At 68.8% G+C, this 13,529-nt stretch carries 17 protein-coding genes and 1 pseudogene; 7 read left to right on the forward strand and 11 right to left on the reverse strand.

What is annotated here, in order from left to right; genetic code table 11:
- Positions 1-16: 16 nt before the first annotated feature.
- Positions 17-1,078: pseudogene (serS, locus tag OG241_RS21180) on the reverse strand (serine--tRNA ligase); the annotation flags it as partial.
- 98 nt (positions 1,079-1,176) lie between these two features.
- Here serS and OG241_RS21185 point away from each other — a divergent pair.
- A complete protein-coding gene (locus OG241_RS21185) occupies positions 1,177-1,728 on the forward strand; it encodes a hypothetical protein (protein WP_405812652.1) in 552 nt (183 codons plus the stop codon).
- Here OG241_RS21185 and OG241_RS21190 read toward each other — a convergent pair.
- Positions 1,685-2,476: an IS5 family transposase gene (locus OG241_RS21190; RefSeq protein ID WP_405812650.1), complete on the reverse strand. Its 792-nt coding sequence runs from the start codon at positions 2,474-2,476 to the stop codon at positions 1,685-1,687. The two genes, OG241_RS21185 and OG241_RS21190, sit on opposite strands and share 44 nt — an antisense overlap.
- A gap of 289 nt (positions 2,477-2,765) precedes the next feature.
- Between OG241_RS21190 and OG241_RS21195 the strand changes: the two genes are divergently transcribed.
- Positions 2,766-3,035 carry a hypothetical protein gene (locus tag OG241_RS21195; protein ID WP_405817099.1) on the forward strand — a complete coding sequence of 90 codons (270 nt, stop codon included), beginning with the start codon at positions 2,766-2,768 and terminating at the stop codon, positions 3,033-3,035.
- Here OG241_RS21195 and OG241_RS21200 read toward each other — a convergent pair.
- Positions 3,023-3,880 (reverse strand): hypothetical protein, encoded by an 858-nt coding sequence (locus tag OG241_RS21200; RefSeq protein WP_405817100.1) that lies wholly within the window; start codon positions 3,878-3,880, stop codon positions 3,023-3,025. The two genes, OG241_RS21195 and OG241_RS21200, sit on opposite strands and share 13 nt — an antisense overlap.
- Positions 3,881-4,108: 228 nt before the next feature.
- A complete protein-coding gene (locus OG241_RS21205; RefSeq protein ID WP_405817101.1) occupies positions 4,109-4,441 on the reverse strand; it encodes a hypothetical protein in 333 nt (110 codons plus the stop codon).
- On the opposite strand from OG241_RS21205, the gene OG241_RS21210 reads away from it, so the two are divergent.
- Positions 4,440-4,700, forward strand: a complete 261-nt coding sequence (locus OG241_RS21210) for a hypothetical protein (RefSeq protein WP_405817102.1) — start codon at positions 4,440-4,442, stop codon at positions 4,698-4,700. The genes OG241_RS21205 and OG241_RS21210 overlap by 2 nt on opposite strands.
- A gap of 177 nt (positions 4,701-4,877) precedes the next feature.
- Here the strand turns inward: OG241_RS21210 and OG241_RS21215 are convergent, their stop codons facing one another.
- Positions 4,878-5,087: a hypothetical protein gene (locus OG241_RS21215; protein WP_405817103.1), complete on the reverse strand. Its 210-nt coding sequence runs from the start codon at positions 5,085-5,087 to the stop codon at positions 4,878-4,880.
- Between the two features lie 93 nt (positions 5,088-5,180).
- Positions 5,181-5,816: a helix-turn-helix domain-containing protein gene (locus tag OG241_RS21220; protein WP_405817104.1), complete on the reverse strand. Its 636-nt coding sequence runs from the start codon at positions 5,814-5,816 to the stop codon at positions 5,181-5,183.
- 126 nt (positions 5,817-5,942) lie between these two features.
- Here OG241_RS21220 and OG241_RS21225 point away from each other — a divergent pair, with 126 nt between their 5' ends.
- Positions 5,943-7,331, forward strand: a complete 1,389-nt coding sequence (locus OG241_RS21225) for an MFS transporter (RefSeq protein WP_405817105.1) — start codon at positions 5,943-5,945, stop codon at positions 7,329-7,331.
- A 24-nt stretch (positions 7,332-7,355) separates the two neighbouring features.
- On the opposite strand, the gene OG241_RS21230 is transcribed toward OG241_RS21225, so the two are convergent.
- From OG241_RS21230 to OG241_RS21240, 3 genes are all read right to left on the reverse strand, one after another.
- On the reverse strand, positions 7,356-8,051 hold the full coding sequence (locus OG241_RS21230) for a hypothetical protein (protein WP_405817106.1): 696 nt from the start codon (positions 8,049-8,051) through the stop codon (positions 7,356-7,358).
- Positions 8,052-8,157: 106 nt separating this feature from the next.
- Positions 8,158-9,072 carry a hypothetical protein gene (locus OG241_RS21235; RefSeq protein ID WP_405817107.1) on the reverse strand — a complete coding sequence of 305 codons (915 nt, stop codon included), beginning with the start codon at positions 9,070-9,072 and terminating at the stop codon, positions 8,158-8,160.
- A 25-nt stretch (positions 9,073-9,097) separates the two neighbouring features.
- Positions 9,098-9,466, reverse strand: a complete 369-nt coding sequence (locus tag OG241_RS21240) for a peptidase inhibitor family I36 protein (RefSeq protein WP_405817108.1) — start codon at positions 9,464-9,466, stop codon at positions 9,098-9,100.
- Between the two features lie 268 nt (positions 9,467-9,734).
- Between OG241_RS21240 and OG241_RS21245 the strand changes: the two genes are divergently transcribed.
- On the forward strand, positions 9,735-10,889 hold the full coding sequence (locus tag OG241_RS21245; RefSeq protein ID WP_405817109.1) for a sensor histidine kinase: 1,155 nt from the start codon (positions 9,735-9,737) through the stop codon (positions 10,887-10,889).
- Positions 10,886-11,542 (forward strand): response regulator, encoded by a 657-nt coding sequence (locus OG241_RS21250; protein WP_405817110.1) that lies wholly within the window; start codon positions 10,886-10,888, stop codon positions 11,540-11,542. Before OG241_RS21245 ends, OG241_RS21250 begins: the two co-directional genes overlap by 4 nt.
- Positions 11,543-11,603: 61 nt before the next feature.
- On the opposite strand, the gene OG241_RS21255 is transcribed toward OG241_RS21250, so the two are convergent.
- Complete coding sequence (locus tag OG241_RS21255; protein WP_405817111.1) at positions 11,604-12,377, reverse strand: maleylpyruvate isomerase N-terminal domain-containing protein; 774 nt, start codon at positions 12,375-12,377, stop codon at positions 11,604-11,606.
- 194 nt (positions 12,378-12,571) lie between these two features.
- Here OG241_RS21255 and OG241_RS21260 point away from each other — a divergent pair, with 194 nt between their 5' ends.
- A complete protein-coding gene (locus OG241_RS21260) occupies positions 12,572-12,883 on the forward strand; it encodes a hypothetical protein (RefSeq protein ID WP_405817112.1) in 312 nt (103 codons plus the stop codon).
- A 105-nt stretch (positions 12,884-12,988) separates the two neighbouring features.
- Here the strand turns inward: OG241_RS21260 and OG241_RS21265 are convergent, their stop codons facing one another.
- Positions 12,989-13,489: a hypothetical protein gene (locus OG241_RS21265; RefSeq protein WP_405817113.1), complete on the reverse strand. Its 501-nt coding sequence runs from the start codon at positions 13,487-13,489 to the stop codon at positions 12,989-12,991.
- Positions 13,490-13,529: the final 40 nt, after the last annotated feature.

Genomic DNA, 13,529 nt, shown 5'->3' on the forward strand with positions numbered 1-13,529 from the left:
AACCACCGCCCAGCGCCTACTCCTCCGAAGGCGTCCCGTCCGCCAAGATCCGGCGGAACCCCAGGTACTTGACGAGAGCCTCGGGCAGCAGCACAGACCCATCCGCCTGCTGGTGCTGTTCGAGTACGGCGGCCAGGGTGCGGCCGATGGGCAGGCCGGAACCGTTGACGGTGGCGGCCGGGGTGGGCCTGCCGTTCTCGTCGCGGGTGCGGATGCCGGCGCGGCGGCCCTGGAAGGTACCGAAGTCGGAGACCGAGGAGATCTCGCGATAGGTCCCCTGGCTGGGCAGCCAGACCTCCAGGTCGTACGTGAGCCGCGCCGAGAAGCCGGTGTCCCCGGCGGCGAGCGTGACGACCCGGTAGGCCAGGTCCAGTTCCTTCAGGCATGCCTCTGCGTGGCCGACCATGTTCTCCATCTCCGCCCGCGCCTGGTCGGCGGTCGTGATACGGACCATCTCCACCTTGGAGAACTGGTGCTGGCGGATCAGGCCGCGGGTGTCCCGGCCGTACGAGCCGGCCTCCGAGCGGAAGCACGGGGTGTGCGCGGTCAGAGCGACCGGCAGTTCGGCGAGCGGGATGATCTCGTCGGCGTAGAGGTTGGTGAGGGGGACCTCGGCGGTCGGGATCAGGAACAGGTCCCGGTCCGCGACGCTCGTCTTGAACAGGTCTTCCTCGAACTTCGGCAGCTGACCCGTGCCGGTCATCGTCTTGCGGGTGACGAGGAAGGGCACCGAGTGCTCGGTGTAGCCGTGGCGGCGAGTGTGCAGGTCCAGGAACAGGGTCGCAAGGGCTCGCTCCAAGGCCGCTCCAGCGCCGCGCAGGACGCTGAAGCGCGGGCCCGACAGCTTTGTGGCACGGCCGAAGTCCAGGATGCCCAGGCTCTCACCGAGGTCCACGTGGTCCTTGGGCTCGAAAGCGAACTCCGGAGGGCTGCCAACCCTGCGCTGCTCGACGGCGAACTCCTCGGAATCACCCTCTGGGGCGTCGTCCGACGGCAGGTTCGGGATGCCCAGGAGGAGTTCGGTCAGATCCTCCTGAACTGTCTCCAGCTCGGCCTCGGTCTCAGAAGCTGTTGTCTTTCCGGACTTGAGGACTGCGTTTCCGCTGGTCAGGCGTAGGGTCGGCGATCCCGTGGGAGTTGTGGCCTGTCGTGTTGTCGCTGCCCGGGAGGTCGTGGATGCCGTCGGTGGTTGGGCTGTTGGAACAGCGTGAGCTGGGTGCTCGCCGTCGTGTTGACGAGCTGCGGGAGGAAGCCGACCGTGTCCAGGCCGAGTTGGCCGTGGCCGAGCGGGAATGGAGGGAGTGGGCCATCGCCTGCTCGCGGGTCGGCGAGGTGCTGGCCCCCGTGGACGAGAGCGGGCAGGACCCCGCCCGGGCCGAGGGGACCGCGCCAGCCGCCGGGGAGCAGACCGGAAAGACGCCGCAGGTGCCGGAGGCAGCGAAGAGGAAGTCGCAGGTTCCGATGTGGCGTGAGGGGCTGGCCTGGTCGGTGCTGTCGGTGGACTATCAGCGCATCCTCACCGCGCTCGCGGACCGGGACCGGCTCCGTCAAGGTCCGCTGACCTGCCAGGAGTTGGCCGTGTTGTTCGGTCTTGACGTGGTGCCGGCCAAGGTGGAGGCGCTGCGGTCGAAGGCGAAGCGACTGGTCGCGCGGGGCTGGCTGGCCGAGGGGCAGCCGGGACGGTTCACGCTCGCTGCGGGTGTGGCCGGGCGAGGCGGCGGGTCATGAGCAGGGTCATCGACCAGTAGATCATCGCTTCGGCGCTGGTGGTGCGGCGTTCGTAGTCGCGTGCCAGGCGGCGGGTGCGCATCAGGTGGGCGAAGAGGCGCTCGACGATCCACCGTTTGGGCAGGACCACGAAGCCGCGCATGTCGTCGCTGCGTCTGACGATCGCGAGGACCAGGGCGAGCACGGTGAGGCAGCGCTCGACGAGGCTGCCGGTGTAGCCGCCGTCGGCCCAGACCAGCTCCAGCCGGTGGTGGGCGTCGGCGACCTGCCGCAGCAGGACCTGGGCGGCGGCGCGGTCGCCGGTGTCCGCGGCGGTGACCATCACGCCCAGCAGCAGGCCGAGCGTGTCGACCACGACGTGCCGCTTGCGCCCGTTGACCAGCTTTCCGCCGTCGAAGCCGCGGCTGTCCGCACCGACGACGGCGTCCGCCTTGACGGACTGCGAGTCGATCACGCCAGCCGTCGGCTCCGTGTCGCGCCCGTCCCTTTCGCGGATCCTTGCGCGCAGCCGGTCGTGGAACTCCTTGACCAGCCAGTGGTCGCGCCAGCGGCGGAAGAACGCGTAGACCCGGTCCCACGGCGGGAAGTCGGCGGGCATGGCCCGCCACTTGATGCCGTTGTCGACCAGGTAGCGGATCGCGTCGAGTATTGCCCGGTGGCAGTACGCCTCCGGCTGTCCGCCCCGGCCGCGCAGCCAGCCCGGCACGGGCAGCAGCGGCCGGGCCACGGTCCACTCCGCGTCCGTCATGTCCGAGGGATACCGCCGAACACGTTCCGGGTGATCGGCTGCGTTTCCGAACCGGTGGGCGACACAATCACACGTCGGTGCAGCCGAGTTGAACTCCACCGGCGTGTGCACGTACAACTGCGGCAACAGGGTCTCCTGGATCTCGGTTGGCTTCGCAACCCCGAGCTACCAAGAGGCCCTGCCTTCATGCCCGCAGCCGGCGCCAACCACCCGATCGAGACTCCCGTTCGACGCACACCCCTCAAGATCGGAACGACAACAGCTACTGAACTCAGGAAAGGTGTGGGGCATGAGCCCGTTCGCAGGCAGTACGCATGCACCCGTGTGGGACAAGATCGATCCCCGCGTCTTCATCCGAGACGGCGACGGGCTCTCCCGAGTACAGGCCGCTTTCCGGGCCGCCTACCGACTCCCGCAGGTCGGCGCAGTCGCCGTGGGCACCAACGAACCCGCCCATCTGAGCGAACTCATCAACGCCCTCGACAGCACGGTCGATGAGCGGGCCATCCACCAGTACCGCAGCCTCCTCCGAGCCCGGTCAGAGAGTCAGCACTTCTGAAGTTCCGCGACGATCAGCTCCGCCATACGCCGGGCAGGCCGCAATCGAGGGTCTTCAGGATGCGCGTCAGGCCCGAGGATCTTCGAGCACACGAACAGCGTCATCAGCTTGCCGTCCCCGCTCTCGAGGTCGAGGCGCCGCTCCCGCCGTACGCGATCCGCCAGAGCGGGGACGGCAAGGGAACTCCCCCACAGCGAGGCGGAGTCCAACCCTTGGGGCGCGTTGCCCCAGTCCTCCCAGTCGAAGAGGTGGAACGTCGGCGCGGTCATGTTGGCCCAGTTCAGGTCCGCGTGGGCCGGAACCCACCGTTCAACAGTCGTGTCGAAATCGCCGGAGAACGCACTACGGATGGACTCAGTGACGAGGGCCTGCGTGATGGTGACGGTATCCGGCGTGGCAATACGCCTCGTCTCCTGCGACGCGAGCGCGTCCAGCGAGGTGTTGAACGCCTGCCACCACTCATCGGACAGCATCGGGTCGTCACTCAGCACGGCAGTGCCGATCTGCGTTCCCGGCAGGAGTTCGGTCTCGTCGGCCCGCCACATCACCATCTCGTCCTGGTCCCGCCAGACGACCGATCCCTGCCACGCGGGCTGAGCGATGCCCTCCAGACGCGCGGCGCACTCCGTACCGTTCCACCCCTGGACGCCGATCCTGTCGAGCCCCCGCCGCTCGATACGTACCCACGTTTCGCGGTCCGTGCGAGCCCCGACCGAGCGGCGCTTGCGCACCGCCGTGGCCCGTTCCAAGCGCGTCTGAAGCGACCTCTCCACGTGATCAAGGACCTCGTCAACGGGCTCAACCCGCAGGTCGACGGCACGAGTTGTTGATGCCGAGAGCGTCATACGCGCGACCGTAGCACCGTGACATTCCGCCTAACGGCCATCTCATCAATACGGCGGGCACCAACGAGTTCACCTGAGTCAGGTCTTCTGTCGGACGAGCCCCGGCACATCGGGTACGTGACCGGCAAGGCAACCATCCGGCACAGCGTCGGCGGACGGGAGTGAGCTCATTCGCGAGCCCGCTCCCAACCTCGGGGCTCCGGCTCACACTTGGGCCGGAACTGGACGTTACGGCTTCTCGAAGACTTCGATCTGGTCCAACGCAGTGATCGTCACGACGACGTTCAGCGGACTTTCCCAGTCGACGTGCAGCAGGAACTCCACCCCTCCCGCCTCGGCCCCGTTGCCGTGAGGGCCGATATTGGTGGCGTACACGTTGGCAGCACCGAGAAGCGGCCGCCCCTGTGTCTTGAAGACGCCAGGAAATTGCATGCCCTCGTCCGGTGCGAACTCCGCAGCCGTAACCAGGACTGCCGTGTCCAGATTGATGGCGTCCCAGTTCCAGTTCTTGCGGATAGTACCCTTCTGACCTCGGTAAAGGATACGAATCGAGCGACTCATGGCAGCTTCCTTCCATGCGCTTTCATCAATTCTGCGCCACCATTTTCCACATCCATCGGCATCTCTCAGACTTCCGACCGAAGTACATCGAGATGCGATCTTTGGCTGGATGGATTCGGCGCTGAAGGTGCGACAAAGCGAGATCCTCAATCATTTCCCGACGGGGAGTCAGGATAGGGATCCACTTGCAGCAGTTGCGATGGAGCGAGAGATTTCTCATTCATCAGGCTGCTCCCGCCATGACGTCACCGCAAGTTGATCAGGCCTGCCCGCGGTCCAGTAAGGATGACTTCTCGCCCTCACCTTTCCGATCATGAACAACCGTCATATCGGTGCACCCACAGGTCACGTACGAAGGCGAGCACCGCTTCGACGTGATCCTCGGCGAACAGGCCCTGTACATGAACGTCGGGGGCCCAAACTCTGAGCCGGGGAATCAGGCCCAGTAGACGCTGGCCAGCGGGTATCCCTCCGTGTCGTAGGTTTCCTGGTTCACCGAGATGTTGAAGGCGATCTCCAGGCCCTTGAGGAAGCGCCGCTTCCAGTCGGGTATCCAGCCCTCGTTCTCGAAGTCCGGACGGCCGTCGACGTAGCGGACGCCTGGGCGGCAACCCGCGTCGTGCATGGCCCAGTTGAGGAAGGACATCTTCGGCGCGTAGTCGAAGTAGTGTCCGCCGGTCCGTTTCGTCTCCTCGTCGAAGTAGCCGTGGATCTCGCCGTTCCAGCTACCTGTTGAGGGTCATGACGTCGTTGACGGTGGTTTTGGCGTGGTCGGCGGGGCGGGATCGGTTGTGGACGGTCTGGCGCGGACGGTGGCTTGGTCTCCTCGTGGACCGAACAGGTGGAGGATCTCCACGGCGCTCGTGTCCGCGGGGCCGAACCAGTGGGGTTCGGTGGTGTCGAACTCGGCCACTTCGCCGGGCCGTAGCGTGAAGTCCTGCGCACCGAGGATGAGGCGTAGCCGACCGGCGAGGACGTAGAGCCATTCGTAGCCCTCGTGGGTGACCAGTTCCGGCTGGCGGGGTGCCAGTACCTGCTTGAAGACCTGCACTCGGCCCGGGTACTGCGTCAGAGGCACGAGGACGCTCCCGCGCTCCTTGTGCAGGGGCCGGAGGTGTACCCGAGGGTCACCGCTGGCCGGCGCCGCCACCAGCTGGTCGAGTGCGACGTGGTGTGCCTGTGCCAGCGGGATGAGCAGGTCCAGAGTCGGGCGCCGAATGCCCGATTCCACCCGGGACAGTGTGCTGACCGAGATCCCGGTCGTGGCCGCGAGTGCCTCGAGTGTCAGTCCCCGTTCCTGGCGCAGCCTGCGCAGCCGGGGCCCGATGCCATCAAGGATCTGCTCCAGCTCCGCGTTCCTGGTTCCTGTGCTCATGGATCCAGTTTTGCAGTGTTCGCAAAATTGATGGGCTGCGGCCGTCGCCCTGGCCGAGCCTTGCCGGGCACTGTTCCCGGACATCAGAGGTAGACCGTGACCGCGACGACACACCCTGTTCAACCCATGCTGAGTGCGCGCAGACGCTGGACGGTACTGGCCGTCTGCTGCCTGAGCATGTTCCTGGTGGGCCTGGACACCACCATCGTCAATGTGGGTCTGCCGGCCATCGGGCGCGGCCTGGATGTCGATACGCGCGGTCTCGAATGGATCGTGGACGCCTACACCCTCGTCCTGGCCAGTCTCCTGATCTCCTCCGGCGCACTGGCAGATCGCTTCGGACGCCGCCGGGTGTTCCAGTGCGGGCTGGCCGTGTTCGGCGCGGCGTCACTCCTCTGCGCGCTCGCCCCGTCGGCGGGCGTACTCATCGTGGCCCGCGCCCTGCAGGGCATCGGCGCCTCGATGCTCAGCCCCGTGGCGCTCGCGATCGTGGTGAACGCGATGCCGGACCCGAAGGAACGGGCGCAGGCGATCGGCATCTGGGCGTCAGTGTTCGGACTGAGCATGGCCGCCGGACCCGTCACGGGCGGCGCGCTGCTCGCAGGGCTCGACTGGAGGGCCCTGTTCTGGATCAACGCACCCGTCATCGCGGCCGCTCTGCTGCTCAGTGCGGTGTTCGTGCCGGAGTCCCGGGCACAGCGGGCCCGGCCGCTCGACCTGCCCGGCCAGGTCCTGCTGACCATGGTCCTCGCAGTCGTGGTCGGCGTCCTGATCGAAGGGCCGCACATCGGCTGGACGTCGCCTGCGGCGCTGGCGGGATACGCATGGGCTGCCGTGGCGACAGCCGGATTCGTGTGGGTCGAGTCCCGCCGACGTGAGCCGCTGATGGATCTGCGGCTCTTCCGGAGCCCGGTCTTCAGCGGTGCCGTCGTGGGCGCGGTGGCGGTCTTTGTCACCCTGAGCATGACCCTGCTGCTGAACACCCTCTACCTGCAGCACACCCGGGGATGGACGCCGCTGGCCGCCGGCGTGGCGACCCTGCCCTTGGCCGTCGGAGCGACCGTCTGCGCCCCCTGGTCCGGCCGCATGGTCGGCCGCACTGGACCGAGGCTGCCGCTGCTCCTTGCCGGTGGTTTCATCACGGTCGGCGGGCTCTGCATGGTCCGGCTCACCCCGCACACGAGCGTGCTCCTGCTGCTGGCCGCATACTCGCTCATCGGCATCGGGTTCGGCTTCGCCAACGCCCCGATCACCAACACCGCGGTCAATGGACTGCCACTCGCGCGTGCCGGCGTGGCCGGGGCGATCACCTCCACCGCACGGCAACTCGGCTCCGCCCTCGGCATCGCTCTCGCCGGCGGCCTGGTCACGGCCACGAGCCCGATGGAGCTCGCACACGCGTCCCGCCCGGGCTGGATCCTGGTCTCCACCTGTGGCGTGCTGCTCTTCCTCGTCGCCCACGTATCGCGGCCGACGGAGGCCACCACGGGCCCCGCCTCCCCACAAGCCCAGTGAGCCGCGTGAGGCCCAGGTCGCTGATCAGGCCCAGTCAAAACTGGCCAGCGGGTATCCCCCCGCGACGTAGGTTTCCTGGTTCACCGAGATGTCGAAGGCGATCTCCAGGCCCTTGAGGAAACGCCGCTTCCAGTCGGGTATCCAGCCCTCGTCCTCGAAGTCCGGACGGCCGTCGACGTAGCGGACGTCTGGGCGGCAACCCGCGTCGTGCATGGCCCAGTTGAGGAAGGACATCTTCGGCGCGTAGTCGAAGTAGTGTCCGCCGGTCCGTTTCGTCTCCTCGTCGAAGTAGCCGTAGATCTCGCCGTTCCAGACCAGTTGGCCGTCTTCGAAGTAGAGCATCAAGTACATGCCCTTGGCGGAGATGTTGTAGAGGAGGACGACCCGGCCGGTTCCCTGCGGCAGCGCGAAGCCCTCTTTGAAGTGGATCAGGAAGTCGAAGTTCCCGGCGAGGAAGGACCAGCGGCCTTCCTTGCCGTAGGCGGCTGCCTGGGGTTCGCCGGGGATTCGTGCGTCGGGGTGGGTCCGGTCGTAGACGGCCTTGGCCTCCGCGCCCACCGGCTCGGGGATCTCCCAGGGGGCGGCTCCGAAGACCACCGCCAGGTCCTGCGGCGCGATACCTTCCGCGAACACGAGACCTGCCTGGTCCCCGAGGAGGGGGTCGTAACGGTCGCTCGTCCACCGCTCACCGAGCCATGCGATTCCATCGTTCTCTGCCATGGCCTGGGACCGTAACAGCAGGGTCTGACACAGGAGTTGAGTTCGTGCGTCGCCAACAGGCCCGCCTGTGGGTCCCAGCGCGCCCTCCCTCCGAACGGGACGGGCCCTACCCGCCCGATGGCGCCGTCGCCCGCTCCACCGCAGCCGACCGGAGCTCGGTCAGGCGGGACAGGTCGGTTGGGTGGGCGCCCGCGACGGCGGTCTCCGCACGGGACTGGGCCTCGGTGACCGTGTGGGGCAGGTCGGTCGTTCGTTGGCAGTCGGCGTCTTGGCCGGCCACCTTCAGCTCGTACCTGGCCACGTCGTGCGGTTGCGCCGGCCGGGCGCCCGTGGCCCGTTCCAGCCGTTGCTCGACGAGGCCGCGCGGGTCGTCCGAGGTCGTCACTGCGAGCCCCGCCGCACGCATGCACACAGCCCACCGGTGCTGGGCGCGCAGATAACGCGGGTCCTTGAGTACGGCTGTGACGACCTGGTTGGACAGCACCTGGTACCGGCTGGACAACCGGTCGTAGTCGGCCCCGTACAGCGTCTGGCGGGCCTGGGTGACGCACGCGTCGCTGTTGTAGAGGAACTCGACCCCGCCGGGCAGGTGGAGGCGGACCTCATGGCTCTTGGTGCCGAGAAGCGCGTGGCTCCACCGGGGCTCGCGGGCGTGGTCCCCGTTGGTGTCGAGGGGGCGGGCGGCCAGGCGTGCGCTGGTGATGCCGTAGCCGTCCTGACGGGCCTGGGTGACGGTCAGCAGGCCGTACGGGTTGACGTCCTGCGGGTCGGTGCCGCCGGTCGCGAGGGGCTGCGGATCGTAGTGCAGCCCGCGCCGCCGCATGCAGTCGGCGACGAGACGCTCGTCCGCGGTGTGGAGGACCTGCCTCTCCTGCTGGTCGTAGAAAAGGGCCTTGGCGAAGGGGCGCGGCAGCGCGGGGTCGGGGGTGGTGCCGCCGGACTGCGTACAGCCGGCGGCACCGAGGACCCCTACGACCCCGAAGAGCAGCGCTGCGAGCGCCTTGCGGGTTCCGTTTCTCATCGTGGGTGGCGGGGGCGCGTGCTGGTCAGCGGCACCAGTAGTTGGACGAGATGTGCGGCAGGTTGGAGCCGATGTTCGCCCAGCCGGTGCCGCGGTTGAGCTTGAAGCCGGACCCGGTGCCGCTCTTCCCGGTGTAGACGTTCACGTTGCAGTCGTTGCCGTTGTTGAACAGCGAGCCGCCCTGGATGTAGTAGAAGTAGCCGTACTGCGTGAGGTCGGCGTTGTCCTCCCAGACCCGCTGCGGGGTGCCGCCGCCGTAGTTGGCGGTGGCGTACGCACACAGCGCGCCGGAGCTGCATCCCGAGGGGACGGCCTGGGCGGCGGGGGCTATGGCGAGCCCGGACCCGACGAGCCCGGCTGTGGCGGCGAGCATGGCGATGGTGCGATTGCGCATGAGTACTCCCTGGCTGATGACACGGGATATGGGATACGAGATACGAGATGTGGTGTGCGGGATGCGGGATGTGGACTTCCAGTGCGGTACCGGTGATCGTCCGGCGCCCTGGTGCCCCCAGAACGTACGGTCGGGCCTGTGCGGCCGGCGTCCCACGCGGGGTTGAACTCCCCTTCGTACCAACGCGGTAGCCGTCCGGGTCCTACAACTTCCGCGGTACAGCGGACGGTTGACGACCATCCGCCTGAACAGGCCTTACTCTGCTGCGATGAGGACCCGCCCCCTCGCCGTCGACACGCTTCTCACGGCGGCGCTGACCGGTGTGGCCCTGCTGCTGGGACCGGAGGCGGCGCGTCAGGGGCACAACCCGCTCGACGCGACGGCGTACGCGCTGGTCGTCCTGGTCCATCTGCCGCTCGTGCTCCGCGGCCGGGCACCCGTGGCGGTCTGCTGCCTGGTGCACGCGATCTGGCTGGTGTTCATCACCGCCGGCTACTGGCCCGTGGTGTGCAGTTTCGGCCCCATGCTCGGCGTCTACACCGTCGCCTCCGTGCGTCCCACGCGCGTCTCCGCGCCGTGCGCCGCGCTGATGGGTGCGACCTGGGTGTACGCGGGCGCGGTGGGCCACACCGACGGCTGGCCGTCCGTCGTCGCACAGGCCGTGGTCTACCCGGCGATCCTGTGGCGGTTCGGCGTCGTCGCCCGCCGACTGGGCGAACTGACCCGGCAGTTGCGCCGGGAGCAGGCCGAGCGGGCCCGGCGCGAGGTGGCCGAGGAACGCGGCCGGATCGCCCGTGAACTGCACGACGTGGTCGCCCACCACATGTCCGTGATCTCGGTGCAGACTGGTCTCGCCCGGTTCGTCTTCGACACCGACCGGGACACCGCGCGTGCCGCGCTCGACACCATCGAGGCCACCGGCAAGGAGGCCCTCGACGAGCTGCGCCGCATGCTGTTGGTGCTGCGCGCCGCCGACGACGACGGTGCCCCGGCGGGCCCGATGCCGGGCCTGGCCCACCTCGACGAGATGGCCGAACGCGTCCGCGCCGGGGGCGTCCCGGTCGCGCTGATCGTCGAGGGCACTCCGCGCCCGCTCGCCCCCGGCGTCGGGCTGTGCGCGTACCGGGTCGTGCAGGAGTCGCTCACCAACGTCATGAAGCACGCGCCCGGCGCCAGCGCGGAGGTACGGCTGAGGTACGAGCCGCATCAGGTGACGGTTTCGGTCACGGACGACGGGGAGGGGGTGATTCCAGACAGAGTACGAGTCGGCGGCGGACACGGCTTGCTTGGTATGCGGGAGCGGGCGAAACTCTACAGCGGGCAGATCAACATCGGCCCGCAGACTTCAGGTGGCTTCGCTGTGCGGCTGACCCTGCCGACCTCCGCGCGGCCGATCGTCCGGGGGGACGACGCCACACCATGACCAGAGTGCTCGTCGTCGACGACCAGTTCCTCATCCGGGCCGGACTGGTGGCGCTGCTGCGCGCCGCGCCCGGCATCGACGTGGTCGGCGAGGCGAGCGACGGCGCGGAAGCCGTGGCGCTGGCCGCCGAGACCGCACCCGACGTGATCCTCATGGACATCCGCATGCCCGGCATGAACGGCATCGAGGCCACCGAGCGCATCCTCGCCCAGGCCGCCGACCCCCCGCCCCGGATCCTGGTGCTGACCACCTTCGACCTCGACGAGTACGTGTACGGGGTGCTGCGCGCCGGGGCCTCCGGGTTTCTGCTCAAGGACTCCGGCCCGGAACGGCTGCTCGCCGCGGTGGCCGCGGTCGACGGCGGTGACGCGCTCTTCGCGCCCAGCGTCACCCGCCGCCTGGTCGAGGCGTACGCCCGCCGGACCACCGTCGAACAGCCCGTCGACCTGGACGCGTTGACCTCCCGTGAGCTGGAGGTCCTGAAGCTGATCGCGCGGGGCCTGTCCAACCCGGAGATCGCCGACCGCCTGTACATCAGCGAGGCGACCGTCAAGACCCACCTCAACCGCACGATGACCAAGCTGGACCTGGGCAGCAGGGCCCAGGCGGTGGTCGTGGCCTACGAGTCGGGCCTGGTGACACCGGGCGGATAGCGACCCGGGACCAGCGGTCGAGCCTGCGAGGTGACGCGTCGTCACGGCCTGGTCATCCGGGCTACTCAGTCGGGTCCCAGGCGCTGAGCTGGTCGAAGAGACGTTCGTCGCCGTCGAGCTTCAGGGCGTTGAACGGGATTCGGTCGTACAGGATGAAGACCAGCTCGCTTGCCGTGCCCCGAGCGGAGGCGAAGGCGGTGGCCGGAATGGTGCCGGGCTCGGGGAGGCGGGTGGTCCGTGCGCCGTCGGCGGAGAGCGAGAGGCGCCAGGAGTGGCCCTCGGAGGCGTGGAAGTCGATGGTGGCGGGCTCGTGCGGCCAGGCACTTGTCGTCGCGACGCAGGTGGACAGGAACTCGTCGACACCGTCGAGCGCCACCTCGGCCGGCAGCGGCTGCGGGGCGCCTACGGTGAGCTGGGCGTCGTACGCGTGCACCGCCAGCTGCTGGAGCTGGTGCCGGGCTACGGCACCGGAGGTCTGCGGCGACTGCGAGTCACCCCACCAGGTCCAGCAACCGCGATCCGGGCCGGCCTTCCGCAAGGCGTCCAGCAGTTGCTCCGTGGACTCCGCCAACCAGGCCAGCAGGGCCTCGCGCTCCCGAGGCGCGGCCGGGGCGCCCTCCGCCGCCGACTTGGCCGGAGCGGGCCCCGCGGCGACGGTGACGGCCCAGTCGCGGCGCCCCTCGCCGATGTGCTGCGCCAGATCGAACAACGTCCACTCGGGGCAGGTCGGCACCTGTACGTCGAGGCTGGGCGCGGAGGCGATCGTGGCACGGAACGCAGTCGACCGTTCGTCGATCAGCCGCAGCAGAACAGGGAACTCGAGTGTCGTCGTCACCCCGAATCTCTATCACCGCGTTCCGACAATCGGACAGCGATTTTCACAGCCGCCATCGCGGACGGACCCTCACCACCACGGGGTGGACGACGACCTGCCGAACGGGAAACCCAGCTCCACGGGTTAGCCTCGCCCCGTACGACTCCGATACGACTCGGCCCAACACAACTCGACTTAGCGGGAGGCAGACCACCATGGCTCTGGCGCAGACCAAGGTTCCCACGGCACTCGTGGCCGCCACCGGGCTCGTCGGCGGCTACGCCGTCGCCCGCTGGAGCCGGAACCGGCAGCTCGGCGGGACCGTGCTGGCCGTCGCGGGAACCGTCGCCGCGCAGCGGTGGCGGGAGGAAGCGGGCGTGACCGCTGCCGCGGCGCTGACCGTCGCGTACGTCGGTGCCTTCGCCGGGTCGCACCCGCTGGCGAAGAAGGTGGGTGCCTGGCCCGCCGTGTTCGGGGTCGCCGGAGCGGTCGCGCTCGCCTCGTGGGCGGTCGCCGACCGTCACTAGGCTCTCCGCTGAGGTGCCGGGGGTGTTGTGGGTGTTGTGGGTTGCTGCGGCGCCGTTGTGGCTGGTCGCGCAGTTCCCCGCGCCCCTGTGAGGGGCCTACGGCCCTCACCTCTGGGCGGCTGACACCAAGCCCTCCAGTGACTCCTCCTCCACGCGGTACGCCCGTCCCACCTCTGCCGCGACCAGCACCCCCGCCGCGATGACCAGCGTGAAGAACGCCCAGGTCAGAGGCCAGGCGTTGGCGAAGCCGTCGGGTGGGCCGGGTTGGGTGCTCAGGGAGACGTACATGAGCGCCGCCGGGGGGACCGCGATCAGAAGCAGCGGCCAGCCCCTGCGGTCCCGGTGGCCGAAGTATGCGGCCAGGAGCAGCAGCAGGACGCCCAGGGCGGCGACCCCGACGCCCGTCACCGGGGTCGTCTCCTGCGTCGAGCCCGAGTCCTCCGCCCGGTTGCGCAGATCCCAGGGGACGCAGACGACGTACGACGCCGAAGCGACGGCCGCGCCGAACGCGCGTGTGAGCCAGCGCTCGACCCAGGGACGCGTCCGCAGCGGCCCGAGCAGCTTCCCGGTGTTGCCGGTGGTGCCGTTCCCCGTAATCTCGGTCATACGTACGAGGGTCACCTGTCCGGAGACGGTCCGACAGAGT

Source organism: Streptomyces sp. NBC_01390 (assembly GCF_045040105.1).
Taxonomy (GTDB): Bacteria; Actinomycetota; Actinomycetes; order Streptomycetales; family Streptomycetaceae; genus Streptomyces.